Genomic DNA, 23,788 nt, shown 5'->3' with positions numbered 1-23,788 from the left:
TTTAAATGCCACGGATGCACGGATGCACACGAATTTTTGAATATTAAAGCGATGATAATTTATATTCTAATTTCGGTTGGGGGAAATAACTTATCTGATGATACGTGTTAATTTATTGCCGGCAGCTTCCGCGACGCTGGCCTGAAATACCAGGAAACAACTGTCAGGACAATTAATAATATGGGTCCGAAAAATTCCTTAGCACCGTCGCCAGCCGCCATGTGAGAAAAGACAGCACCGGACATGGTGAAGAAGAAGCCTGCATATGCCCATTCTTTGACCAATGGCAGCCTGGGAAGCAGCACTACAACCACACCAAGCATTTTCCACACACCAATGATCGTCAGAAAATAAACCGGATAACCCAGATGCGTCATCATGTCCACTTCCTCTTTGAGTTTGATGATCTGCACAGCACCGCTGGATACCATGCCTAATGAGAGCCATACAGTTGCAATCCAGTAAATAATCTTGTTTCTCTTTGTCATGATAGGCTTATTTTAAATGATATACAACTTCCTGCAATCTGTTGTGCGCCATATTAATACCTTGTGCGAATGGCATTTTCAAGGTTTGGTCGCGCAGCGCTACTGTTTTATAGACCAGATGCATGGTCAGCTTGCTGGTTTCGTGTGTGATCTTTTCGAATTCCAGGAATTCGAGCTGAACGGCAAACTGGAACGGAGAGCCCGGCGTATTTTCCATTTCAAATGTCCGGGTAATTCTTTGGTTGGGAATATATTCCGGAAACACACCATTGGCCCTGAATACAACATTGCCCTGCGCATCGGATGTCTCGAACTCGTAGGCGCCATGTTTCCTGTTCTCCATTTTCACCACTTTTGTTCCCATCCATTGCGCTACGATCTCCGGCTCCGTGTAAGCTTTGAAAAGTAAATCCAGCGGCAGATCAAACTCCCTGGTGATGAAAATTTCCTGCTTGCCGTCTTCGGCGTGAACCTTGGTTTTGCGTTCCATATCATTTATTTGATTGATAATTTTTCATAATCGCTTCCAGCTTGTTAAACCGGTCGTCCCACATATTGCGGAACGGTTCGATGAAATCGGCCACTTCTTTCATCTTCTTTGCATTAATGTGATAGTAAATCTCCCGCCCATTCTGGTGCTGTTCGAGCAACTCACATTCGGTAAGAATTGCCAAATGTTTGGAAACCGTAGGTCTGGCCGTATCGAAATTGGCCGCAATGGCGCCAGCTGTCATGGTCTGCGTCGCAACCAAAAGAAGGATGGCCCTTCTCGTCGGATCTGCTATGGCCTGGAAAACATCTCGTCTTAAATTCATTGTGTAGCTATTTGGCTACGAATTTAAGTGTAGTCATTTAGCTACGCAAATTTTTCATTAAATTTTTTTTAAGCCTGCTTTGTTGTTAGCTTCCGTCGCTCAAACTATCACTCTATTAATGATGGATTACTTCTATCAGCTTACTTTTTTGAACAAATACAACATTATTCTTGCCGGGCTTCTGCTAATTCTTGGTTTTACAGGCTGCAAAACATCAACAAAAGGGGATCATGAACAAGTTATGGACGCATGGATTGATAGCCTGGACCGCGATTCTCGCAAGATTGGGATTAAAAAATGCATCGTGACATTTGACTCGCTAATGACCACAATTGACGATCAGACGTTAAGTGACCGCATGCGCTACTACAAATTCATGAAGGTCCTCAGCCACAGGGATTCAACATTGACGGAAAATGCGCTGAGTTACACGGATAGCTTACTACAACTGTTTCCGACTGCGCAGATCCGCCAGCAATTTCCTGCTGAATACTCCAAAGCATTGCTTTTGAAAGGGGATGATTTGTTAAAACAGAAAAGATTTTACCAGGCCTACCGCAACTATTATCACGGCAAATCCTTTTTGACCAGTCTCGGCGAAACGTGTGAATGTGCCCGATATAGCAGCCGGATCGCCAGCATTTCCTTTAAAGAAGAAAACTATTACCAGGCCATAGAATATTGGAAACATGAACTGAAAGAGTTGGCTGAATGTAAGCAGTCGGGCAATTTTCAGCTTGAATTTATTGAGATGCAAGGCAGCCTGAGGAACATTGGGATAGCGCATCTTTACCTTAATGAGCCGGATATTGCCTTGCAATATTTTCAGCAAGCCAGTGACTTTATTAATAAACACTCGTCAGAGTTTCCAAAAGAACAGAACTATATCCGGTTCGCGCGGATTGTGATGGTAAGGAACGAGGCGGAGGCCTATTTCTTAAAGGGCGATATGGAAACTGCTGAAAAGCTCATCAAAAAATGCCTGATGCATGACCCGGAAATTGACTGGTCATTAGAAGTAGAACAGGAATCGCGGCAGTTGCTTACCAGAATTTTTATTAAGACCAAAAAATTTGACAAAGCCGCAGAGGAGCTTACAATACTGAAAAAGTTGCCGGGCGCATTGAATCATCCTGCTAATGTGATTCTTTATCAAAAAATGGAAGCCTCTATCTTGTTTGGACAAGGAAAATTTGAAGATGCAGGAAAGATGCTCATCGCAGGTATGGAAGCCGACCGGGTGATGAAATTGAAAAAGAATGTGGAAAACAGAAGCGATGTAGGGCAACTGCTGCAACAAATCCAGAATCAACACGAAGAAGAGCTCGTCGAGGAACAAGATACGCGTAAGGCTCTGCTGCTCGTATTCAGCATTTTGCTATCTGTCACCCTGGCGGTGATTGCCTACCTGATATGGCGCATTGCCCGAAAAAGTTTAAATAATTTGCGCGCTGTTACTGATTTGAACAAAGTAATCACGCAAAGCAACATCGTATTGCAAGACACCGTAAATGCGCTGGAACAAGCTGAGATTGAGAATGAACACGTTTTGAAGATCGTCGCACACGATTTGCGCAACCCGATCGCGGCCATTACTTCCGCTTCTCAACTTGTGTTTTGGGATGAAAAGCCAACAGAAGAACAAACAGAACTCATCACTAGCATTCAACAATCGGCCGGTAAGGCCAATACGCTGATCAGTCAGATTCTCCAATCCAGCTCTGATCGCAAACGGGTTGCGAAAAGTGAGGTTGCATTACAGGAGATCGTCCAGTCCTGTATTGATATGCTCAGCCACAAAGCCATTGAAAAACAGCAAAGGCTGGATTATCATTATGAGCAGGTTATGGTGCCGGTTGACAGGGAAAAGATCTGGCGCGTATTCTGCAATCTTCTTAGTAATGCCATCAAATTTTCACAAAAAGGTGGGACGATCCGTATTAATCTTAAAAAACAGGATGAAAAGGTCCTGTTAACCATCGAAGACAATGGGATAGGCATACCGGAAAGCCTGAAAGACGAAGTATTTTTGCCTTTGGGCAGTGCTAACAGATCCGGGACGGCTGGTGAGCAATCGTATGGAATCGGACTTTCCATATGCAAGCAAATTGTAGAAGCGCACGATGGCCGGATCTGGTTTGAATCCGGGAAAGAGCGGGGAACTACGTTTTTTGTGGAATTGCCAATTTGATTTACAAAACATAAAATAAATAAAAAGGGTCGTCCCGGCTAACCGGCACGACCCTACCTTTATAAAAAGCTAGCTGGATAATAACCAGACTGGCTTACTTGGCCAGATCAAATCTGTCAAGATTCATCACTTTTGCCCATGCCGCCACAAAATCCTTTGCGAATTTGGCACCTGCGTCGGCACTTGCATATACTTCTGCAACAGCCCTTAACTCAGAATTGGAACCGAAAACAAGATCCGCGCGGGTTGCCGTCCATTTAGGCTGCCCTGTGGAGCGATCGCTTCCGAGATACACTTCCTTATCCTCTCCCATGGCTTTCCAGGAAGTGTTCATATCCAAGAGGTTGACAAAAAAGTCGTTGGTTAACTTACCCGGACGTTCTGTGAACACACCATTTTTGGAGCCGTCGAAGTTGATGCTCAATGCGCGCAATCCACCCACCAGAACGGTCAGCTCCGGTGCTGTCAATGTCAGCAGTTGTGCTTTGTCAATCAGCAATTCTTCCGTTGAAACCGCATAAGTTGTGCCCCGGTAATTACGGAAACCATCCGCAGTAGGTTCAAGATAACTTACTGATTCAATGTCTGTTTGCTCCTGAGAAGCATCCATGCGGCCGGGTGTAAAAGGAACCGTAACGGCATGACCCGCTTCCTGAGCCGCCTTTTCCACAGCTGCCGATCCTGCCAAAACGATCAGGTCCGCCAGGGACACTTTCTTGCCGCCCGTCTGCGTGCTGTTAAACTCGCCTTGAATGCTTTCCAAAACGCTAAGCACTTTCTGCAATTGTACGGGATTGTTCACTCTCCAGTCTTTTTGCGGGGCCAAACGAACGCGTGCACCATTGGCACCGCCGCGCTTGTCGGAACCGCGGAATGTAGAAGCCGAGGCCCAGGCTGCGGAAACAAGTTCAGAAACCGTCAGACCTGATGCAAGGATATTCGATTTCAGAGCGGAAATGTCGCCGGCATCAACCAATGTATGGTCCACCGCCGGAATAGGATCTTGCCAGATCAGCACTTCCTCGGGCACTTCCGGTCCCAGGTAACGCGCACGCGGACCCATATCACGGTGCGTAAGCTTGAACCACGCACGGGCAAATGCATCTGCAAATGCGTCCGGATTTTCCAGGAACTGTCTTGATATTTTTTCGTACTCGGGATCCAGCTTTAATGCCAGGTCCGTGGTCAGCATCGTCGGAGCGTGCTTTTTGCTGCTGTCATAAGCATCGGGGATAATGTCGCCCGCATTTTTGGCAACCCACTGGTGCGCACCTCCCGGGCTTTTTGTTAGTTCCCATTCGAATGCAAACAGGTTTTCAAAGAAATTGTTGCTCCACTGCGTAGGTGTGGTTGTCCAGGTTACTTCCAATCCGCTGGTAATCGTATCCGCGCCACGGCCCGAACGGAAGCTGTTGCTCCATCCTAATCCCTGTGCATCTACATCCGCCGCCTCAGGCTCGTTGCCCACGTGATCCGAAGGTGCGGCGCCGTGGGTTTTACCAAAACTGTGTCCACCAGCGATCAGTGCAACCGTTTCCTCGTCGTTCATTGCCATGCGGCCGAATGTGTCGCGAATATCTTTTGCTGCTGCAATAGGGTCTGGATTTCCATCCGGCCCTTCCGGGTTTACATAAATAAGGCCCATATGCGCGGCGCCAAGCGGTTTTTCTAGCGTACGCGAGTGGATTCCTTCTCCTGGATTCTCGTCCGATGATACAACACCATGTCCTGCAACGCCTGCTACACCTTTTGCATAACGGTGATCATTGCCCAGCCAGGTAGTTTCCGCTCCCCAGTAAACGTCTTCATCGGGCTCCCAAACGTCTGCACGACCGCCTGCAAAGCCAAATGTTTTAAAGCCCATGGATTCCAGGGCGACATTACCCGTAAGAATAAGCAAATCCGCCCAGGAAAGCTTCTGTCCGTATTTTTGTTTGATAGGCCAAAGCAAACGACGCGCTTTATCCAGACTCACATTGTCCGGCCAGCTGTTCAGCGGCGCAAAACGTTGCTGTCCAGAACCACCGCCTCCGCGGCCATCGAACACGCGGTAAGTTCCTGCACTGTGCCAGGCCATCCGGATAAAAAGCGGCCCGTAATGTCCGAAATCCGCTGGCCACCAGTCCTGTGAATCCGTCATAAGCGCTGTCAGGTCCGCCTTTACAGCTTGCAGATCAAGACTTTTGAAAGCTTCCGCATAATCAAAGTCTGCTTCGAGCGGGTTGGTCTTGGACGAATGCTGGCGCAGTACACTCAGCTTCAATTGGTTAGGCCACCAGTCGCGGTTTCTGGTGCCACCGCCGGCAGCATGACTGTCCATAGAGCCGTTCAGAAACGGGCATTTGTCAATGTTATTCAGGTCCTTATCCATTTTATGAGGTTATAGTTGAAAAATCTCACGCATCTTAACTTGTGATTGGCAAGTTATGCTTTTGGAAAGGATAATCACAATCGATTAATTCTATAAATTAATAGGAAAAATCTATTCTATGATTTAGTCTTCAAGCAGGAAAACAATTTCTGTCTGCCATTTTTCAGGATTCGGTTCCAACTCCGGATCGACCAAATAGAATTCCGTACGTCCACCCCACTCCGTTCTGCCGCCCTCTGTTGCCGACTTTTCGACAAGTCCCTGCTCCTTAATGTAATTTTCCAGCGCGACATGCGCCTGCATCATATCTTTAAAGTCTCCCGTATAAATGATGCTTGCATAATTTCCCGCTGGAAAAACACCGGCGTGAACGTAACCATCGCCCTCAACAGTCTCGTTTACAGGAAAACCAGCCTCACAATCCATCTCGCCGGATCGGGCCATTGATTTATAAAGAAAAAAATCCGGCCCGGCGGCTTTAATGCCGCGATCCTCCATGTATTGCTTGACCACGGGAATCAACGGCGGCAGCACATCCGGGATCTGCTGCATTTGAATGGTTTCTGCAATGGCCAGGTAATGCAGTTCACCACGGCGCTGAATGGTAGGTTCTGAAAGCATGATGGTTTCTATCGTTTGTTTATCCTACAAATTTACCTATCCATTTATGACCACGAAGGGCTAATCACGACAAATAAAAGGGCAAATCGCGACAAAAACCCTGTTCGCCAGCGGCTTACTTTGCGCATTCTAGATTTAGGACACTCGTCGCCGACATTCAATTCCTGATAACGTCTCAGTTAAAAGACTGCCGGAATTCCATTGGAGAAAAATTGGTTTTTGTTTTGAAGAGTTTGCTGAAAGATTGAAGATGTTCAAACCCCAACTCGTAAGCGATCTCACTGACAGACAGGTTAGTAGTGGAAAGCTTCTGCTTCGCCAGTTCGATCAGTTTGTTGTGAAGATGCTGTTGCGTATTCTGGCCGGTCAGCGATTTAAGCAAACTGCTCAGGTAACCTGGTGAAATGTTGAGGTTTTCAGCAATGTACGTAACGCTCGGCAGGCCTTTCTCAACAAGCGCACCGCTGGTAAAATAATGGGTAAGCAAGTCTTCGAGCTTGGACAAGATCTCGTGGCTGGTAACCTTCCGCGTGATGAACTGGCGCTGGTAGAACCTTTCCGAATAGGTCAGCAATAATTCCAGCTGCGCAATGATCACGCTTTGACTGAACCGGTCAATATTGCCCTGATACTCCTGTTCAATGCTCTGCGCGATTGTGTTAAGCATTGTTTCTTCCTTGTCTGATAAAAACAGTGCTTCGTAAACCGAGTAGTTAAAAAACTCGTATTGCTTGATGGTTTTGGCCAGGGGGGTGTTCCATAAAAAGTCCGGGTGGATCAGGATCATCCATCCTTCGCGTTTGTAGCTCCCACTTCCTTTCTCAATTTCCACCCCAAAAACCTGGCCTGGCGACATAAAGAAAAGCACACCCTCATCAAAATCCTGAACCTGCTGGCCGTATTTGAACTTAGTATTTGTCACCCTTTTCATGGCTATGGAATAAAAGTCATAGATCATACTGAATGCATCTTCGGCCATCGGCTTGCTCAAATCCTCCATGTGCACCAGGCTGATCAGCGGGTGAGTCGGCTTAGGCAGGCCCGCGGCACGGTGGTATTCAGTAATCGTATGAAAATGAAAAAGCTGTTTACTGTTCATAGCACTGATAAAGTTCGGGATTATTTGAGTTGCAAACCGCCTGTAACTTAGTTTTTCGTATAAATTCCGCTTTCAATATCGGCAAGCAAGGTCGAATGCGTCGGATGCCAGTTCAATTGCTCCTGCGTGCGCTTGCTTGATGTCGGGCAATCGATAGCCGCCATATGAGCGAACCAGCCAAAATGTTCGCCCGCTGCCTCATGGGCAACCGACACGACGGGCATATTCAGCTGTTTGCCAATTGCTTCCGCTATGCTTTTAACCGGAATCGCCTCTTCCGCAACACCATGAAACCGGGCAGCAGCATCAGATGTGCCATGCTCCAAAGCAAGTCTGTACAGCGCAGCCGCATCAAACCGGTGAACCGCATTCCATCGGTTTAGCCCGTCGCCAACATAAGCAGAGACTCCTTTTTCACGCGCTATATTCACCAAAAAGGATACAAAACCATGACTATCATCTTCGCCATGTACCGAAGGCGATAGGCGGATAACCGCAGTATTAACGCCCAATGCCGCTACGGCATCTGCCGCTTGTTCGGACGCCCGCGGCCAGGCCGGATCGACCGGCGCGATGATATCTTCGGTGGCTACCCTTCCCGGACTTACCAGTGCGGAACCGGACGTTATGATAAAAGGTCTGTCGGAACCCGCCAATACATTACCAATCGTTTCAATCGCCACACTATCCGCCCGACAAACTTCCGCAAGCCGCGTAAAGTCGTGGATAAAACCCGCATGGATTACGCCGTCGGCCTGCGCCGCACCGCTGCGAAGGCTATCAAGATCTTCCAAATCGCCCCGGTGAACTTCCGCACCAGCATTAATAAGCTTTTGAGACGAAGCCTCCGAACGGGCCAGTCCCAAAACCTGATGCCCCGCTCCTATTAATTTCCGCACAATGGCTGTGCCAATGAAGCCCGTGGCTCCCGTAACAAATACACGCATAACTGATCTTTTTTGTTTATGCAAAGATCGCTGGCGCCAGTCGCCCACATTTAGCCAAATCTGCTTTTGATTTAGCCAAAAAGCGGTTGTTGGGATTATGGCTAGGTTGGCGGGCCGTATTGGTTCAGGGAGGCTTGCAGATCTTCGAACTAACCGAATTACTCACCAAAAATTTGTAGAAAATTGAATCTTTTGGCATATCCGGCAAAGAAAAAAGCCTGCTAATCTGTTGATTTGCAGGCTTTTGATGCTTTTTGTTATTTCTTCAAGTGATCCCGCTGGGATTCGAACCCAGGACCCATACATTAAAAGTGTATTGCTCTACCAGCTGAGCTACGGAATCCTATTAGTGATTTTGACTGTTCACTTTCAGTTTTTTGCTTTACTTGTAGAAAGGCCCAGGACCCATACATTAAAAGCGGACGCCGCGCGGTGTATTGCTCTACCAGCTGAGCTACGGAATCGGTTGGTTATGTTTTGCTGCTAAACCTCAGCTTCTTTCCTCCTGTCCTGTTCCTCAATCGTGGTGCAAAGGTACACTTTAAAAATATCCTTCCAAATCATAGACAAAAGTTTTTGTTCCACACAAATTTTAAGAGGAACTAACGGTCTGTTTACAAGACAAATGACAGCTTAAAAAAAAATTTCTGAGCTGTTCTAAATTTGTAATAACCGGAAAAATAGGCTCCCGGGCTGCCAGTGCAGATTACAGGCAAAAATAATACGTAGCTGAGCTGGAACTTTTTATTTAAAGGTTGTTATAACTTCTTAATATTTTAGTTTTCCCTCTTGCTACTAACAAAATAATTACTACATTTCGACAGATTATACTTCTACAAACGTATTCTATTCGTCATATTAATTATTTCCAAAAGTCATTAACTACTCTTTTTCAACTAGTTGCACCCTCCAATCACAAGATTTTCAATATTGGGTTCGCCCCTTCAACTGAAAACGCCAAAACTCCATTTCCCGGAGTCCTCTCTTGTGCTTTTTTTAACTAACCCATTCATTTAATTCTTCAAACATTTACTTTTTAAACATTGATGAAACTTTTACAGAAGTTAATTTTCGCGAGCGGGTTGCTCGGCCTCATGGCGGCGACCTCGGATGATGCGTTACGGAAAAATCAATTGGCTGTAGCATCACAGGTTTATTGCGGGATCAAACCCGGGACAAATGAGCCTTTAAAGTGGACGCACGACGAATTCCTGGGTAATGTGGGTGGAAAGCCGGTTTACACGATTATCCATCAAAACAGGATTTACATCAGATGGGACGGTAACCCGGACCAAAGCCGTAAGAATGAGGCTTTTGAAAATACAGCCATTCTGCTGCACATGGACAACAACAAGTTCCCTAATAACACGGAGGGAAACCGGGTTGTTAACACGTGTATCAACTCCATTGACCCTAGTACGATGGGTAACAACTATCTGGGCACGCAGCAGGGAAATATGATTCCTTGTAACAATAAGCCTATCACAGATGGCTTAATGCTTGGAACGTATAAGGGTGGTGATGGTGTAAGAACATTTCAATATGCGATCATCAAGGATGGTTTGCTGCGTGTGAACTTTCACCGTGAAACAAACGGATACAGCAGGGATGCAATTTCAATGGGTTTGATCCGTCAGACGCTCGAAGGTGAGAACGGAAGTTTTATGAACCCCAATATGGGCTTTTCATTGAACTATAACGAGGTCCTCAGCTGCTTCTGGAACGAACTTCCTAAAAACCCTGATTCGGTAGTAAACCCTGAGCCTAACTGTCCCGGCGGCCCTACTCTGGGAACGATCACCAACATTTCGCAAACTGCTTTACGCTTTTCGTACTCAGGCAACGGCATTCCAAATATCGACTGGAGAATAAAATCTGGTAATAATGTTCTGAGATCTGGTAAAACAGGAAATCTGTCTTCTACAAATGTTGATATTTCATTCGGCTCAATGGCAGCCGGAAATTATACTTTGGAAATTGAAGGTGGTGATTGCGCATCATCAGTTAGCTCGCAGGCATTTACGATAAACCAGGCTAACTGCCCAAGCGGACCATCTATCTCAAATGTCAGAAACGTCTCTCCTACCGGCATTACAGTTGATTTCAATGGTTCAGGCGTTCCTAACTTGACATGGCGCGTGAAACAAAGCGGTAATGTTGTTAGAAACGGAAAAACAGGTAATCTAAGCTCAAACTCGGCATCGATCTCTTTTAACAGTCTGGGTGCAGGCACTTACTCGATTGAAATCGAGGGTGGTGATTGCCTTTCTTCTGTTAGTACTTCTAATTTCACTGTCGTTCCCGGAAGCTGCCCTGGCGGTCCTTCATTGGGCACGATCAGCAACATTTCGGCATCTGGTCTTCGTTTCCAATTTGACGGTAACGGCGTTCCTAACATTACCTGGAGAATCAAATCCGGCGCGGATGTAGTTCGTAATGGTAAGACTCCCGGCTTGACTTCTTCATTGGTTGATATTTCATTTGCAACACTTGGCGGCGGAAATTATACTTTGGAAATTGAAGGTGGTGACTGTATTTCAACAGTAAGTTCTAAAACGTTCTCAATCGGCTCGACAAACTGCGCAAGCGGACCGTCTATCTCTGGCATTACGAATGTCTCAGCTACCGGCTTGACATTCAATTTCAACGGCGTAGGCGTTTCCACAGTAACATGGCGCGTGAAACAAAATGGCAATACGGTAGCAAGCGGAAAAACGGGCACTTTGAGCTCCAATTCAGCAGCTATCACATTCGGAAGCCTTGGAGCTGGTGGTTACACATTGGAGATTGAAGGCGGCAATTGTACTTCTGCTGTTAGTTCATCTAATTTCACGGTGTCAACACCAAACTGCGCAAGCGGCCCTGCAATTTCAGGTCTCAGGAATGTTTCGGCATCTGGCCTGACTGTTGATTTTAATGCCGTGGGCGTTTCAAATATCACATGGCGTGTTAAGCAAAGCGGTAATGTGATCAGAAACGGCAAGACGGGTAATTTGGGATCAAACTCTGCTGCTTTGTCGTTTGCTACATTAAGTGCAGGCACTTATTCTATTGAAATTGAAGGTGGTGACTGCGTATCTACGGTAAGCTCTTCAAACTTTACGATTAACCCAGGCACTTGCCCTGGCGGTCCTACATTGGGCACGATCAGCAACATTTCGGCATCTGGTCTGCGCTTCCAATTTGATGGTAACGGCGTTCCTAACATTACCTGGAGAATCAAATCCGGTGCAGATGTGGTTCGCAACGGCAAAACGCCTGGCTTGACTTCTTCACTGGTTGACATTTCATTTGCAACCCTTGCAGGCGGAAATTATACTCTGGAAATTGAAGGCGGTGACTGTATCTCAACAGTAAGTTCTAAAACATTCTCAGTAGGCTCGACAAACTGCGCAAGCGGACCATCGATCTCTGGAATCACTGGTGTTTCTGCTACTGGTTTGACATTCAATTTCAATGGTGTGGGCGTTTCTACGGTAACATGGCGCGTGAAGCTAAACGGCAACACAGTGGCTAACGGAAAAACCGGAACTTTGAGCTCGAATTCAGCAGCTATCACATTCGCAAGCCTTGCAGCGGGTAACTACTCACTGGAAATTGAAGGTGGTAACTGTACTTCCGCGGTAAGTGCTTCAAACTTTACGATTGCTACACCAAACTGCGCGAGCGGCCCGGCAATTTCAGGTCTCAGGAATGTTTCGGCATCCGGCTTGACTGTTGATTTTAATGCCGTGGGCGTATCAAATATCACATGGCGCGTGAAGCAAAGCGGAAACATTATCAGAAATGGTAAAACAGGTAATTTAACATCAAATTCTGCTGCATTATCATTTGCTACATTGGGTGCAGGCACTTACTCTCTGGAAATTGAAGGTGGTAACTGCGTATCTTCGGTAAGCTCTTCGAACTTTACTATCAATGCAGGAACTTGCCCAGGCGGTCCTACATTGGGCACGATCAGCAACATTTCTGCATCCGGCCTGCGTTTCCAATTTGACGGCAACGGCGTTCCTAACATTACCTGGAGAATCAAATCCGGTGCAGATGTAGTTCGCAACGGTAAGACTCCTGGCCTGACTTCCTCACTCGTTGACATCTCATTCGCGACACTAGGCGGCGGAAATTATACATTGGAAATTGAAGGTGGTGACTGCGTATCGACTGTCAGCTCTAAAACATTCTCCATCGGCTCGACTAACTGTGCAAGCGGACCATCGATCTCCGGCATCACGAATGTTTCTGCTACTGGTTTGACATTCAATTTCAACGGCGTGGGCGTTTCTACAGTAACATGGCGCGTGAAGCTTAGCGGCAATGTAGTAGCAAGCGGAAAAACGGGCACTTTGAGCTCCAATTCAGCAGCTATCACGTTTGCCAGCCTTGCAGCGGGTAACTATTCTCTGGAAATTGAAGGCGGCAACTGTACTTCTACGGTTAGCACTTCAAACTTCACAGTTGCAACACCAAACTGTGCTAGCGGGCCTTCAATTTCGGGTCTTAGAAATGTTTCGGCATCTGGCTTGACTGTTGATTTCAATGGTGTAGGTGTTCCAAATATCACATGGCGCGTGAAGCAAAGCGGTAATGTGATCAGAAATGGTAAAACAGGTAACTTAACCTCAAATTCTGCGGCGTTAACATTTGCTACACTGGGCGCAGGCACTTATTCGCTAGAAATCCAGGGCGGTGACTGCGTATCTACGGTGAGCACTTCAAACTTTACTATCAATGCAGGAACTTGCCCAGGCGGTCCTACATTGGGCACGATCAGCAACATTTCGGCATCCGGCCTGCGTTTCCAATTTGACGGTAACGGCGTTCCTAACATTACGTGGAGAATCAAATCCGGCGCAGATGTAGTTCGCAATGGTAAGACTCCTGGTTTAACTTCCTCGCTGGTTGACATCTCTTTTGCAGCACTGGGCGGCGGAACTTATACTCTGGAAATTGAAGGTGGTGATTGTGTTTCGACTGTTAGCTCGAAAACATTCTCTATCGGCTCGACAAATTGCGCAAGCGGCCCGACAATCTCAGGCATTGCTAATATCTCAGCTACCGGTTTGACGGTTAACTTTAATGGTGTAGGCGTCTCATCTGTCACATGGCGGATCAAGCAAGGCGGAGCAATAGTGGCAAACGGAACAACTGGAAATCTTTCCAGCAACTCTGCTGCGATCACCTTTGCAGCGCTTAATGCAGGCTCTTACTCACTTGAAATTCAAGGTGGCAATTGCGTATCAACAGTTAGTTCAAGCACATTCAATGTAACCACGGTTGATAACCGCCTTCCATGCGAGTACGGACCGATTTTGAAATCTGTCTACAACCAAACTGAGACTGGCCTTATATTTAACTTCCATGGTAACAATGTTTCCAGCATCGACTGGAAGATCATGCAAGGAAATACGGTAATGCGTTCTGCACGGGTCAATCTGACCAGTGATCGTCCGCAGATCAGCTTCGCTGCACTTGAAAGAGGTGACTACACGCTTCAAATTGAAGGCGGTTCTTGCAAATCAACTGTTCAGACGATGGCATTTAAAATCGATGCAGTGCTTCCGATCTACATTGCCAGGTTTGCTGCTGCACCAGCGGAAGAAGGCGTTGAGCTTTCATGGAATGTGACTGACGAGCAGAATGGTAAAGGTTTTGAAGTGATCCGTTACGACAACCAAGTGAAGGTTCCGAATGTGATCGGCGAGTTGCCTTTGTCTGACAAGCGTGTTGGAGAATACAAATTCGTTGATAAATCACCGGTTTACGGCAACAACTATTACCAGCTGAAAATGGTCGACCGGGATGGTAAATTCCTTTCCAGTCGCATTGTTACAGTTCGTTATGAAGCTATTACGGGAGCATTTGTATCGCCTAACCCGGTTAAAGACGTTGTTAATGTTGAGTTTATTTCAAAATCTGCCGGAAAAGGAAGAGTTGAAACTTACAACATCAGCGGTATCAAACTGAATTCGGCTGAACAGGATGTGGTTGAAGGAAAAAATACTTTGCCGCTGAATGTAACAGGCTTGAATGAAGGTCATTATTTCCTGAAAGTATACTATGGCAATCAGGAGATGAACATGCGGTTCTTCAAGGTTCGCTAGTAATTTAATGTTTTGAGAAAAAGGGATGTGGCTCGCTGTCACATCCCTTTTTTGTTTGGTAAATAATTGAAAAAAATACTTACAGCAATGTCCTGTTCGTCCATACTCATTTGTAATGGGGATGTAAATTATTTATCATTAACCATAAATTGAGAACAACATGGAAGAGTACATTGTAATTATGCGGTTGGATTTGTTGACCAAGGAAGCGCAGCCCTCGCCCGAACAAATGGAAGGCTACATGAAGCAATATCATGACTGGGTTGGCGGCATTGCGGCCCAGAACAAATTCAGCGGCGGAAAGGGCTTAGCTGTCGAAGGGAAGGTGCTTAAACCAAACAATGTGATGACCGACGGGCCGTTTGTCGAAATAAAAGAATCTGTTGCGGGCTTCATCATCATTAAAGCAGCCAGCCTCGACGAGGCCATTGAAATGGCACAAGCCTGCCCGATCCTGCATGGTGAAGGCAATAGTGTTGAAGTCCGGAAAATCATTTCTGTGCACGAAAGCTAAAACAATGCCCGACCACGGACCCGTCATCCCACATTTGTTCAGGACCGAATACCGGAAAATCGTGTCCGTGCTTTGCCGGCATTTCGGGTTTCGGGAGATTGAGGTGGCCGAAGATATTGCTAGTGAAACGTTTCAGGCAGCCATGCAAGCCTGGGGCATAGAAGGCCTCCCGCCTAATCCGGCGGGATGGCTTTATAATACCGCTAAGAACAAAGCCAAAAACCACCTCCATCGGGAGTCCATTTTCCGGGATAAAATCGCGCAGGAACTGCAAAAGACCGCGCAACAATCGGACAGCACCGACATTGACCTTTCATTTCAAAACATTACAGACAGCCAGCTTCAAATGATGTTTGCGGTTTGTCATCCTTCCATCTCCCACGAATCGCAGATCTGCCTCTCGCTCCGCATTCTTTGCGGGTTTGGAATCGACGAAATAGCGAGCGCTTTTATGACAAATAAAGAAGTGATCAGCAAACGCATTTTCAGGGCGAAAGAAAAATTGCGCGAAGCTAAAGTGGCTATCGAAATGCCGCCTTTACCGGAAATTGAAGCCAGGCTGGAACCGGTTTTGAAAACCATTTACCTGTTATTTAATGAAGGTTACTATTCAGTTAACCAAAACAATACATTAAGAAAGGACTTGTGTCTTGAAGCAATCCGCCTTTGCACCATGCTGATCGAGCATCTCGAAACCAACAAACCGAAAGTAAATGCACTGCTGGCGCTGATGTGTTTTCATGCTTCGCGCTTCGATGCGAGAATGAATGACAACGGCTCCCTGATTCTTTATGACGATCAGGATTCAAGCCTTTGGAACACAGACCTGATCAGTAAGGGTGCTTATTTTCTAAAAATGGCCGGGAAAGGAAATGATTTGTCCAAATATCACCTTGAAGCCGGCATCGCCGCCTGGCACACGCAACAGGCAGACAGCCGTGAAAAGTGGGACGGGATTCTGCATCTATACAATCAGTTATTACAGCGCGAATACTCCCCTATCACGGCGCTCAACCGCACCTACGCTGTTGCAAAAGTCAGGGGAAAAGCGGCCGCAATCGCAGAAGCAGAAAAATTGCAGATGCCTGAAAACCACTTCTATTTTGCCCTACTGGGAACGCTTTATACGGGTCTGAATGATCAAAAAGCAATGATGCACTGGCAAACCGCATTGTCCCTTGCAAAAACAGAAAGCGACAAAGAAGCAATCCGCAAAAAACTGGCTGATTAAGCGAAGAGTCCTTGATTGCCCTAATGAAACTGCCCAAATGGAATTACTCCAATCGAATTGCAGCAATCGAATTACTCCAATCAAATTGCGGCAATCGAATTGTCGCATTGTACCCTCTAATTCGTCGTATTTACACTGCGTCCGTCGGCTGGATGTGCGGTAGATTTGTATCAACAAAAACAAACTCAATCATCAAACATTTACTGTCATGAAAACGACCCGCATTATTTTCTGGATTTCAACAACATTGATCTTTTTGTTTGAAGGCGTCATGCCCGCGCTCACTTCCCATACTGAAATGGCGCGCGAAGGAATCCGGCATCTGGGTTACCCTGATTATTTTGGCCCGATGATCACAGCCTTCAAAATTGCCGGCACAATAGCATTAATGCTGCCGCAAGTTCCGCCGCGCCTAAAAGAATGGGCTTATGCCGGTTTCGTCTTCGACTTCCTCTGTGCAAGCATCAGCATCACCGTCGTAGACGGATTCGGCTTCAACTCCATATTCCCGCTGATCGTTCTAGCCGTTCTCATGGTGTCATATTTCACTTATCACAAACTTCAAGCCCAGCAACACGGCACGCATGCGTTTTGATGCGCTGCATTTGTCTATAAACTAAATTAGAAAGGAACACTCCTTTCTAATTTGCCTTATAAAATGAAATCAATGTAAATACAAAGGCTGCAAACGCGCAGCAAGTGCGGACGGTATGAAGATTATTCCATGGCTGTTCGAACAATAAGCGGTGTCTGGCAATCTCGCTACTAGTCGCTGTACTAATATCAAAGTTAGCCAGTGCGTCATTCAGTGGCACATTTCCGAAAATAGTAATTCCTAAAACGCCTACGACATAAATGCAGGTTGCCGTTAACAGCATTTTGAGTTGAAAAACATGTTGTAAGGAATAGCTAAGCCAGCTCGCCAGGATCAGCACCAGAACTGAACCCATGAACGAAGCGAAAAATGCAGGATTCAGGATCGCTTTGTTAATCTGCTGCATTGCACGCAAATATTCCGCATCAGGCAATTTATTCAACCCCAAATTAACCGAGCAGGAATAGGAATAGAATAAACCAGCAGATAACCCCGTCAATAACGCAGAAATAACCAGGCTAGGGAAGTAAATGAAGTTCATGTGTTAATGGAATAGCAAGATGTAGTCATCATTTTTTAAACATGGGCAAAGTTAGCATCCTCATTCTCATTACAATAGAACAACTCCGACATTGAACGACGAAAGTCTCCATAAAAAACACTCAAAAAACATTTCCAGAGCCTTGCGGCATATCATTTAAATAGTACTTTTGCAAAATCCTCGGCCAGGTGGTGAAATTGGTAGACACGCTACTTTGAGGGGGTAGTGCCTTCGGGTATGGGAGTTCGACTCTCCTCCTGGTCACAACCTGCGCTGCATTCCGGCGCAGGTTTTTTTATGGCATTCCTTTTTAAAAAATTAGCATATATTTACTATTAATTGGACGACCCCTGATTTTTCTTAATAGTTTGAAGGACTACTACCACATGAAGGTGATTACGCTGCTTGGCGTTGTTGGGCTGGTTTTTGCTTCCCAGTCTGTCTGCTACGCTCAGTGCCTGACCAAAGTGAGCCGATCCACGAACAAGACGGAATATTATCAAGTTGTTCAGCTGGTGGATAAAAAGGAATATCTGAGCTTGTCGCGCACTGGAGAAGAGAAGATTTTTACCTATCACAATGAAGAAGTAGAACTCATTTTTCACGTTCAAATGTTCACGGAAATAAGGTTTACAACCAAGAGTGGCACTTTTTCACTTTTTACAACCACTTCCGACCGCAATTTCTGGAACAAGTCATTTATGCTTTCATCGCCGGTTACGCCGCAAGAACTGGAGAAAATGAAAGGCACATCCAAGATCGAAATCATCCTTCCCGAGGAGCGCAAGATTTATACATTCAGCCCCAAAAGCAATCAGATCCTCAACAAGGCATTAGCATGCGTGCTTTAATCAGCATTTATTAATGATCTGATTTTCAGATATAAAACAACTCCTTGTTTAACCTGGAAACGATGTAGTTGAAATCGTCTGGATTGGAAGCAAAGTCCATTTGGTTCACATCAATTTCAATGATTTTGCCATGATCGTAATTTTTGACAAAATCATCGTAATAATGGTTGAGCGCAGTCAGGTAATCGGTTGAAATGTCGGCTTCGAAGTCCCTGCCCCGCTTTTTGATTTGCGAAACCAGCTTGGGAATGTCTGCTTTGAGGTAAATCAACAGATCCGGTTGCGAAACAGTCCGGATAATGGATTCAAAAAGCAAAAGATAAGTCTGGTAATCCCGCTCGGTCATCACGCCGGACTCATGCAGATTTCTTGCAAAAATAAATGCATCCTCGTAAATGGTCCTGTCCTGAATAATGGTCGAGTAAGTGGTTTCGCGTATTTTCTGAACCTGTGCGAAGCGGTTATTGAGGAAAAAGATTTGCAGGTTAAATGCCCACCGATCCATATCCTGGTAAAAATCAGCGAGATAGGGATTGCCTTCTACGGCTTCGTACATGACGTCCCACTTGAAATATTCACCCAGCCTTTGGGTTAATGTCGTCTTGCCTGCGCCGATGTTGCCGATGATTGCAATGTGCATAATGTGAACGGAGTAATGCCTGGGAATGCGTTGGTTTCAGTAAAAATATAGAAATCATTTCAATAGTTTGCTTCGTGCAAAAGTCCAATTCGCGCATTTTCGTTAAAGTGTGTTTCTTCGTATATTTGCAGCTGATTTGGGGGAAAGAGCTGCGTGGACATATCTTTTTCCTCTTTGGAATACATCAACTAATGCAACAATGAAGCCTTTCAAGGTAATTTTATATTATTTCTATGCGTCCATCGAAGACACGGAAACGTATCGCGATGAGCATCATTTGTTCTGCGTGCAGCACAATCTTCTGGGCAGGATCATCATTGCGCCGGAAGGTTTGAACGGAACCGTTTCAGGCACACCGGAAGACTGTGAGGCATATATGAATTACGTGCGTTCCGACAGCCGGTTTAAGGATGTGCAGTTTAAAGTGGAAGAGCATGATAAAGTGGCTTTTCAAAAATTGCATGTTCGCGTGAAGGACGAAATTGTCAATTCCGATCTGGGTGTTGATCCGCTGGTCCGCACGGGTAAGCATTTGGAACCTTCTGAATTTAAGGAAATCCTTAATGATCCGAATGTGGTGCTTGTGGATATGCGCTCGGATTATGAGCATGAATTGGGCAAATTCAAGGGTGCGATCACCTTTGATATGCATAACCTCCGCGAGCTGCCCGATCACATTCACGAGATCGAACATTTGAAAGATAAAAAGATCGTCACCTATTGCACGGGCGGCATTAAATGCGAGAAAGCAAGTGCATATCTGCTCGAACAGGGTTTTCAGGACGTATATCAGTTACATGGCGGCATTATCCGTTACGGGCTGGAAGAAGGCGGGGAAAATTTTGATGGTAAATGCTACGTTTTTGACAACCGCATTGCCGTTGAGGTTAATAAAGTCAACCCAACCGTTATCTCCCGATGCTACATCTGCGACGAACCTTGCGACCGCATGATCAACTGCGCCAATGCAGAATGTAACACGCACGTGCCGGTTTGTCACAAATGCGGTGAAGAAATGGAGGGTGCATGCTCACCTGAATGTAAGGCGCACCCGGACAAACGCACGTATGACGGAACGGGATATTATGTGAGCAACAGCAACCATTACCACCCGCTGCAAGGCCTGAAAAGTCAAAAGAAGAACATTAAAAAAATGAAACTGGCCCACAGAACTGAACCGGCTCAATAAGTCAGTTCAGTTCTTTTTCCAACACATAGTCGTTCATCCAATAAGGACCAATGGGAATGTCCTCCTGGCCTGTCACCGAAAAGCCCATTTTTTCATAAAATCCCTTTGCCTTATTGTACCGGTTGACATTTAAACCTAATTTTTTCCCACCGGCCGACTTTACATAATTTTCAACCGCAGCCAGGAGATATTTTCCGGCACCCGTTCCCTGCGTGGAAGGAAGTACATATATTTTATGTAACTTAAACTTTTCCCGGCCTTCTTCGGAAGCGGATGCAAAACCTTCCGGCTTGCCGTCGTTTAGCAAGATCAGGAAAGAATGCTGCTCAACGGTAAACTGACGTTCGAGAGACTCCGGGGAATATATTTTTTCAAACATATAGTCAATCTGTTCTCTCGTAAGTATTTCACTATAAGTTGCTTCCCAGGTCTGTTCCTGGATTGCGATGATGGTCGGGATGTCGGCTGTGGTTGCAGGCTTTATTGAGAATGATGGCATAATGCTTAATTTTGGCTCATAGCAGTTACAAATAAATCTTTTTTCAACCTAAAAACCGCATTACTTCATTCGCCAGTCAGAACTTTTCAACCCCTTAATGTGACCGGCGATAAGTAGAATTATATGAGACCCCTTATTTTAGTTACAAATGACGACGGCATAACGTCCAAAGGAATCCGGACATTGGTTGAAGTGATGCAAACCATTGGAGAAGTGATCGTTGTTGCGCCAAACAGCCCGCAATCCGGGATGGGCCATGCTATCACGATTGGCGAACCGCTAAGACTTTATTCCACCCATATTTTTGAAGGCGTTGTTGAATATGAATGTTCAGGAACACCTGCCGACTGCGTAAAACTGGCTAAAAATTACGTTTTGCAGGATCGCAAACCGGACCTGGTCGTTAGTGGGATCAACCACGGAAGCAACAGTTCGATCAGCGTGCTTTATTCCGGGACCATGTCCGCAGCCATTGAAGCTGCGATAGAAGGCATTCCGGCGATTGGGTTTTCATTAACGGATTACCGGGAAGATGCGGATTTTGATCATGCCATTCCATTTATCAAATCCATTACTGAAGAGGCGCTCAAAAACGGCATACCAAACGGCATCGCACTGAACGTTAACATTCCTGAGAAGACCGACCTGCCTTTAAAAGGTGTAAAAGTTTGCAGGCAGGCGCACGCAAAATGGCAGGAAAAATTTGATTACCGCGTAGACCCGAACGGAAGAGGTTACCTGTGGATGGCAGGAGAATTCGTGAATTTCGACACCGAAAAGGAGGATACCGATGTCTGGGCACTGGATAACAACTACATTTCGGTTGTGCCGTGCCAATATGATCTGACAGCGTATGAGGCAGTAAAACAGCTTTCGACCTGGGATTTATAATTTTAAAATTCAGCTATGGCATTAGTAGGGAGTTTATTAAAAAAAGGAATTCATATCAGCAACATTGTTGCTAACCGCAGAAAAGCAAGTCTTCACATTCAGCAAAAAAAGACGCTGGCGAAATTGCTGGCCAAGGCGCGCTACACAGAGTTTGGAGAAAAATACAATTTTGACGAGCTGCTTTCATCCATATTGTTCAGTGAAAAGGGCGCTTATTACGAATTATACAAGAAAACAGTTCCGGTTTACGACTACAACAAGATCTTCAACGAATGGTGGCACCGTTCGCTTGAAGGCGAAAAAGACATTTGCTGGCCTGGGCAGATCAAATATTATGCATTAAGTTCAGGAACTTCCGAGGCTGCTACGAAGCACATTCCGGTCACAAAGGCCATGTCGCGCGCGATCCAGAAGACCAGCATCCGCCAGATCCTTTCGTTGGGACATTATAAGGATCTTCCCAATGATCTGTACGAAAAAGGCTTCCTGATGCTCGGCGGCAGTACAAATCTGAATAATCAGGACAAACATTTTGAAGGCGATTTGAGCGGCATCACGGCCAAGCAGATTCCCTATTGGTTCAGACCTTACTATAAACCCGGGGAAAAAATCGCGGCGCAAAAAGATTGGGGCTTGAAACTGGAAGAAATCACAAAGCAGGCGCACGAATGGGACATTGGCTTCATTGTGGGCGTTCCGGCGTGGATCCAGCTTTTGATGGAAAAGATCATTGCGCATTATAATGTAAAGACCATTCACGATATCTGGCCTAATTTGCAGGTTTTCGCGCATGGTGGTGTCTCGTTTGAGCCTTACAGAAAGGGTTTCGAAAAGCTGCTGGCAAGGCCATTGATCTACATTAACACGTATCTTGCCTCCGAAGGATTTATCGCCTACCAAACCCGCCCGGGCGCACAAGGCATGGAGCTGGTTTGTGACAATGGGATTTTCTTCGAGTTTATTCCTTTCAACGAAAAAAACTTTGACTCAGAAGGTACCTTAATGTCTGATCCTGAGACATTAATGATTGATCAGGTTGAAGAGGGCAAAGAATATGCATTGCTGTTGTCGACATGCGCTGGATCATGGCGTTACCTGATCGGTGACACAGTAAAATTTGTGGACAAATCGAAAGGTGAAATTGTCATTACAGGACGCACGAAGCATTATCTAAGTCTTTGCGGGGAACACCTTTCGGTCGACAATATGAACAAGGCCGTCGATCTGGTTTCGGATGAGATGGGGTTAACGGTTAAAGAATTCACAGTTTGCGGCATTGAATACGGTTCTATGTTTGCGCATCATTGGTATATCGGCGTAGAAGAAACGGATGTGAATGCAGAAGAGCTCAAAACCAGACTGGACGCCAAATTAGCAGAGCTTAATGATGACTATGCTGTGGAAAGGCGTCATGCATTGAAGGAAGTGTTTGTTACTGTGCTGCCGAACAAAGCTTTTTACGACTGGATGAATTCCAAAGGCAAAATGGGCGGCCAGCACAAGTTTCCGCGTGTTTTCAAGAATTTCCTGATGGACGATTGGAAGGGATTTTTGCAAAAGAACGGCTACATAACGGAACTTCCCTCGCATTAACGCAGAAAATTGACATAAGCAATCTGGCAGGCGATCAGGATAAAAACGACGCCTGTCACTTTGTTAAATATCGTGACCACTTTTGGCGTAAAAACGCGTTTCAACCTGTGCGCGAAGATCGCAATGCCACATTCCACGAGGAACACAGCTACCACACTCGCCGCAAAAAAAACAAGCACCTGGTGATAATTGTAATGCAGATTGGTACGGATATAGGAAGCAATGGTGACCCAGCTGATGAAATTCACCGGATTCAGCCCATTCAAGAAGAAACCAGTCGTAAAATAGTAAAGCAAATTGCCGAACCGGGTTGTCGGATAGGCGATTTTCGGCTGGCCTTTAATCAAATTTGTCAGCCCGAGTGCGATCAGGAAAAATACGCCTGCACCAGCCATCCACTTCTTGAAATCGGGAATATCGGGCAGTAATGCAGTTCCGTAAATAGCGAAGAAAACAAAAATAATGTCGCAAACGAAAACGCCCAGTGCGATCTTCACGCCGGTTTTATAACCATTATCAACACTGTTTTGGACCAATGAGAAAAACACGGTCCCAAAAGTCAGGCATAATCCTATTCCCGTAAGCGTTCCATAGTAAAGCGATTCCAGCAT

At 45.8% G+C, this 23,788-nt stretch carries 20 protein-coding genes and 2 tRNA genes; 10 read left to right on the top strand and 12 right to left on the bottom strand.

Annotated elements, in window-relative coordinates; all coding sequences use genetic code 11:
• Nucleotides 1-107: 107 nt before the first annotated feature.
• The 3 genes from LZG74_RS19315 to LZG74_RS19305 are packed head-to-tail and all read right to left on the bottom strand — an operon-like array spanning nucleotide 108 to nucleotide 1,303.
• The gene (locus LZG74_RS19315; protein ID WP_233798150.1) at nucleotides 108-488 is read right to left on the bottom strand and encodes a DoxX family protein; all 381 of its coding nucleotides are present in this window, start codon (nucleotides 486-488) and stop codon (nucleotides 108-110) included.
• A 7-nt stretch (nucleotides 489-495) separates the two neighbouring features.
• Nucleotides 496-978: an SRPBCC domain-containing protein gene (locus LZG74_RS19310; protein ID WP_233798149.1), complete on the bottom strand. Its 483-nt coding sequence runs from the start codon at nucleotides 976-978 to the stop codon at nucleotides 496-498.
• A 1-nt stretch (nucleotide 979) separates the two neighbouring features.
• Nucleotides 980-1,303, bottom strand: coding sequence for a helix-turn-helix transcriptional regulator (locus tag LZG74_RS19305; protein WP_233798148.1), 324 nt, complete (start codon nucleotides 1,301-1,303; stop codon nucleotides 980-982).
• A 118-nt stretch (nucleotides 1,304-1,421) separates the two neighbouring features.
• Between LZG74_RS19305 and LZG74_RS19300 the strand changes: the two genes are divergently transcribed.
• A complete protein-coding gene (locus LZG74_RS19300; RefSeq protein ID WP_233798147.1) occupies nucleotides 1,422-3,494 on the top strand; it encodes a HAMP domain-containing sensor histidine kinase in 2,073 nt (690 codons plus the stop codon).
• 94 nt (nucleotides 3,495-3,588) lie between these two features.
• Here LZG74_RS19300 and katG read toward each other — a convergent pair whose 3' ends face one another.
• The 5 genes from katG to LZG74_RS19275 form a co-directional block, all read right to left on the bottom strand.
• Nucleotides 3,589-5,865 (bottom strand): catalase/peroxidase HPI, encoded by a 2,277-nt coding sequence (gene katG / locus LZG74_RS19295; RefSeq protein WP_255699418.1) that lies wholly within the window; start codon nucleotides 5,863-5,865, stop codon nucleotides 3,589-3,591.
• Nucleotides 5,866-5,988: 123 nt separating this feature from the next.
• Complete coding sequence (locus LZG74_RS19290) at nucleotides 5,989-6,486, bottom strand: GyrI-like domain-containing protein (RefSeq protein ID WP_233798146.1); 498 nt, start codon at nucleotides 6,484-6,486, stop codon at nucleotides 5,989-5,991.
• Nucleotides 6,487-6,661: 175 nt separating this feature from the next.
• Nucleotides 6,662-7,585, bottom strand: coding sequence for an AraC family transcriptional regulator (locus LZG74_RS19285; RefSeq protein WP_233798145.1), 924 nt, complete (start codon nucleotides 7,583-7,585; stop codon nucleotides 6,662-6,664).
• Between the two features lie 47 nt (nucleotides 7,586-7,632).
• Nucleotides 7,633-8,532: an SDR family oxidoreductase gene (locus LZG74_RS19280; RefSeq protein WP_233798144.1), complete on the bottom strand. Its 900-nt coding sequence runs from the start codon at nucleotides 8,530-8,532 to the stop codon at nucleotides 7,633-7,635.
• 270 nt (nucleotides 8,533-8,802) lie between these two features.
• Nucleotides 8,803-8,875: transfer RNA gene (locus tag LZG74_RS19275), tRNA-Lys, on the bottom strand.
• 703 nt (nucleotides 8,876-9,578) lie between these two features.
• Between LZG74_RS19275 and LZG74_RS19270 the strand changes: the two genes are divergently transcribed.
• The 4 genes from LZG74_RS19270 to LZG74_RS19255 all read left to right on the top strand — a co-directional run bounded on the left by LZG74_RS19270 (nucleotide 9,579) and on the right by LZG74_RS19255 (nucleotide 16,973).
• Nucleotides 9,579-14,633, top strand: coding sequence for a T9SS type A sorting domain-containing protein (locus LZG74_RS19270; protein ID WP_233798143.1), 5,055 nt, complete (start codon nucleotides 9,579-9,581; stop codon nucleotides 14,631-14,633).
• A 160-nt stretch (nucleotides 14,634-14,793) separates the two neighbouring features.
• Nucleotides 14,794-15,147 (top strand): YciI family protein, encoded by a 354-nt coding sequence (locus LZG74_RS19265; protein WP_233798142.1) that lies wholly within the window; start codon nucleotides 14,794-14,796, stop codon nucleotides 15,145-15,147.
• Between the two features lie 4 nt (nucleotides 15,148-15,151).
• A complete protein-coding gene (locus LZG74_RS19260; protein ID WP_233798141.1) occupies nucleotides 15,152-16,378 on the top strand; it encodes an RNA polymerase sigma factor in 1,227 nt (408 codons plus the stop codon).
• 208 nt (nucleotides 16,379-16,586) lie between these two features.
• Nucleotides 16,587-16,973, top strand: a complete 387-nt coding sequence (locus LZG74_RS19255) for a DoxX family protein (RefSeq protein WP_233798140.1) — start codon at nucleotides 16,587-16,589, stop codon at nucleotides 16,971-16,973.
• Between the two features lie 46 nt (nucleotides 16,974-17,019).
• Here the strand turns inward: LZG74_RS19255 and LZG74_RS19250 are convergent, their stop codons facing one another.
• The gene (locus LZG74_RS19250) at nucleotides 17,020-17,514 is read right to left on the bottom strand and encodes a DUF1772 domain-containing protein (protein ID WP_233798139.1); all 495 of its coding nucleotides are present in this window, start codon (nucleotides 17,512-17,514) and stop codon (nucleotides 17,020-17,022) included.
• A gap of 182 nt (nucleotides 17,515-17,696) precedes the next feature.
• Here LZG74_RS19250 and LZG74_RS19245 point away from each other — a divergent pair.
• Both LZG74_RS19245 and LZG74_RS19240 read left to right on the top strand, forming a co-directional pair.
• A tRNA-Leu gene (locus tag LZG74_RS19245) sits at nucleotides 17,697-17,778 on the top strand.
• A gap of 104 nt (nucleotides 17,779-17,882) precedes the next feature.
• Nucleotides 17,883-18,365, top strand: coding sequence for a hypothetical protein (locus tag LZG74_RS19240; RefSeq protein ID WP_233798138.1), 483 nt, complete (start codon nucleotides 17,883-17,885; stop codon nucleotides 18,363-18,365).
• Nucleotides 18,366-18,390: 25 nt separating this feature from the next.
• Here the strand turns inward: LZG74_RS19240 and LZG74_RS19235 are convergent, their stop codons facing one another.
• On the bottom strand, nucleotides 18,391-19,005 hold the full coding sequence (locus LZG74_RS19235; protein WP_233798137.1) for a deoxynucleoside kinase: 615 nt from the start codon (nucleotides 19,003-19,005) through the stop codon (nucleotides 18,391-18,393).
• Nucleotides 19,006-19,204: 199 nt separating this feature from the next.
• On the opposite strand from LZG74_RS19235, the gene LZG74_RS19230 reads away from it, so the two are divergent.
• Nucleotides 19,205-20,194 (top strand): rhodanese-related sulfurtransferase, encoded by a 990-nt coding sequence (locus LZG74_RS19230; RefSeq protein ID WP_233798136.1) that lies wholly within the window; start codon nucleotides 19,205-19,207, stop codon nucleotides 20,192-20,194.
• 1 nt (nucleotide 20,195) lies between these two features.
• Here LZG74_RS19230 and LZG74_RS19225 read toward each other — a convergent pair whose 3' ends face one another.
• Entirely contained in the window at nucleotides 20,196-20,693 is a 498-nt protein-coding gene (locus LZG74_RS19225) for a GNAT family N-acetyltransferase (RefSeq protein WP_233798135.1), read from the bottom strand.
• Between the two features lie 123 nt (nucleotides 20,694-20,816).
• Between LZG74_RS19225 and surE the strand changes: the two genes are divergently transcribed.
• The gene (gene surE, locus LZG74_RS19220) at nucleotides 20,817-21,584 is read left to right on the top strand and encodes a 5'/3'-nucleotidase SurE (RefSeq protein ID WP_233798134.1); all 768 of its coding nucleotides are present in this window, start codon (nucleotides 20,817-20,819) and stop codon (nucleotides 21,582-21,584) included.
• A gap of 15 nt (nucleotides 21,585-21,599) precedes the next feature.
• The gene (locus LZG74_RS19215; RefSeq protein WP_233798133.1) at nucleotides 21,600-23,177 is read left to right on the top strand and encodes a GH3 auxin-responsive promoter family protein; all 1,578 of its coding nucleotides are present in this window, start codon (nucleotides 21,600-21,602) and stop codon (nucleotides 23,175-23,177) included.
• Here LZG74_RS19215 and LZG74_RS19210 read toward each other — a convergent pair.
• Nucleotides 23,174-23,788, bottom strand: coding sequence for a LysE family translocator (locus tag LZG74_RS19210; protein WP_233798132.1), 615 nt, complete (start codon nucleotides 23,786-23,788; stop codon nucleotides 23,174-23,176). The two genes, LZG74_RS19215 and LZG74_RS19210, sit on opposite strands and share 4 nt — an antisense overlap.

The sequence above is a fragment of the Dyadobacter sp. CY327 genome (genome assembly GCF_021390415.1).
GTDB lineage: Bacteria > Bacteroidota > Bacteroidia > Cytophagales > Spirosomataceae > Dyadobacter > Dyadobacter chenhuakuii.
The sequence above is the reverse complement of the archived record's forward strand: the minus strand, read 5'-3'. Positions and strand labels throughout refer to the sequence as shown.

Bases quoted from the DNA above. Each gene is read 5' to 3' on its own strand.
- LZG74_RS19315 (WP_233798150.1), bottom strand. From the start codon at position 488: ATGACAAAGAGAAACAAGATTATTTACTGGATTGCAACTGTATGGCTC.
- LZG74_RS19310 (WP_233798149.1), bottom strand. From the start codon at position 978: ATGGAACGCAAAACCAAGGTTCACGCCGAAGACGGCAAGCAGGAAATT.
- LZG74_RS19305 (WP_233798148.1), bottom strand. From the start codon at position 1,303: ATGAATTTAAGACGAGATGTTTTCCAGGCCATAGCAGATCCGACGAGA.
- LZG74_RS19300 (WP_233798147.1), top strand. From the start codon at position 1,422: ATGATGGATTACTTCTATCAGCTTACTTTTTTGAACAAATACAACATT.
- katG (WP_255699418.1), bottom strand. From the start codon at position 5,865: ATGGATAAGGACCTGAATAACATTGACAAATGCCCGTTTCTGAACGGC.
- LZG74_RS19290 (WP_233798146.1), bottom strand. From the start codon at position 6,486: ATGCTTTCAGAACCTACCATTCAGCGCCGTGGTGAACTGCATTACCTG.
- LZG74_RS19285 (WP_233798145.1), bottom strand. From the start codon at position 7,585: ATGAACAGTAAACAGCTTTTTCATTTTCATACGATTACTGAATACCAC.
- LZG74_RS19280 (WP_233798144.1), bottom strand. From the start codon at position 8,532: ATGCGTGTATTTGTTACGGGAGCCACGGGCTTCATTGGCACAGCCATT.
- LZG74_RS19270 (WP_233798143.1), top strand. From the start codon at position 9,579: ATGAAACTTTTACAGAAGTTAATTTTCGCGAGCGGGTTGCTCGGCCTC.
- LZG74_RS19265 (WP_233798142.1), top strand. From the start codon at position 14,794: ATGGAAGAGTACATTGTAATTATGCGGTTGGATTTGTTGACCAAGGAA.
- LZG74_RS19260 (WP_233798141.1), top strand. From the start codon at position 15,152: ATGCCCGACCACGGACCCGTCATCCCACATTTGTTCAGGACCGAATAC.
- LZG74_RS19255 (WP_233798140.1), top strand. From the start codon at position 16,587: ATGAAAACGACCCGCATTATTTTCTGGATTTCAACAACATTGATCTTT.
- LZG74_RS19250 (WP_233798139.1), bottom strand. From the start codon at position 17,514: ATGAACTTCATTTACTTCCCTAGCCTGGTTATTTCTGCGTTATTGACG.
- LZG74_RS19235 (WP_233798137.1), bottom strand. From the start codon at position 19,005: ATGCACATTGCAATCATCGGCAACATCGGCGCAGGCAAGACGACATTA.
- LZG74_RS19230 (WP_233798136.1), top strand. From the start codon at position 19,205: ATGAAGCCTTTCAAGGTAATTTTATATTATTTCTATGCGTCCATCGAA.
- LZG74_RS19225 (WP_233798135.1), bottom strand. From the start codon at position 20,693: ATGCCATCATTCTCAATAAAGCCTGCAACCACAGCCGACATCCCGACC.
- surE (WP_233798134.1), top strand. From the start codon at position 20,817: ATGAGACCCCTTATTTTAGTTACAAATGACGACGGCATAACGTCCAAA.
- LZG74_RS19215 (WP_233798133.1), top strand. From the start codon at position 21,600: ATGGCATTAGTAGGGAGTTTATTAAAAAAAGGAATTCATATCAGCAAC.
- LZG74_RS19210 (WP_233798132.1), bottom strand. From the start codon at position 23,788: ATGCTGGAATCGCTTTACTATGGAACGCTTACGGGAATAGGATTATGC.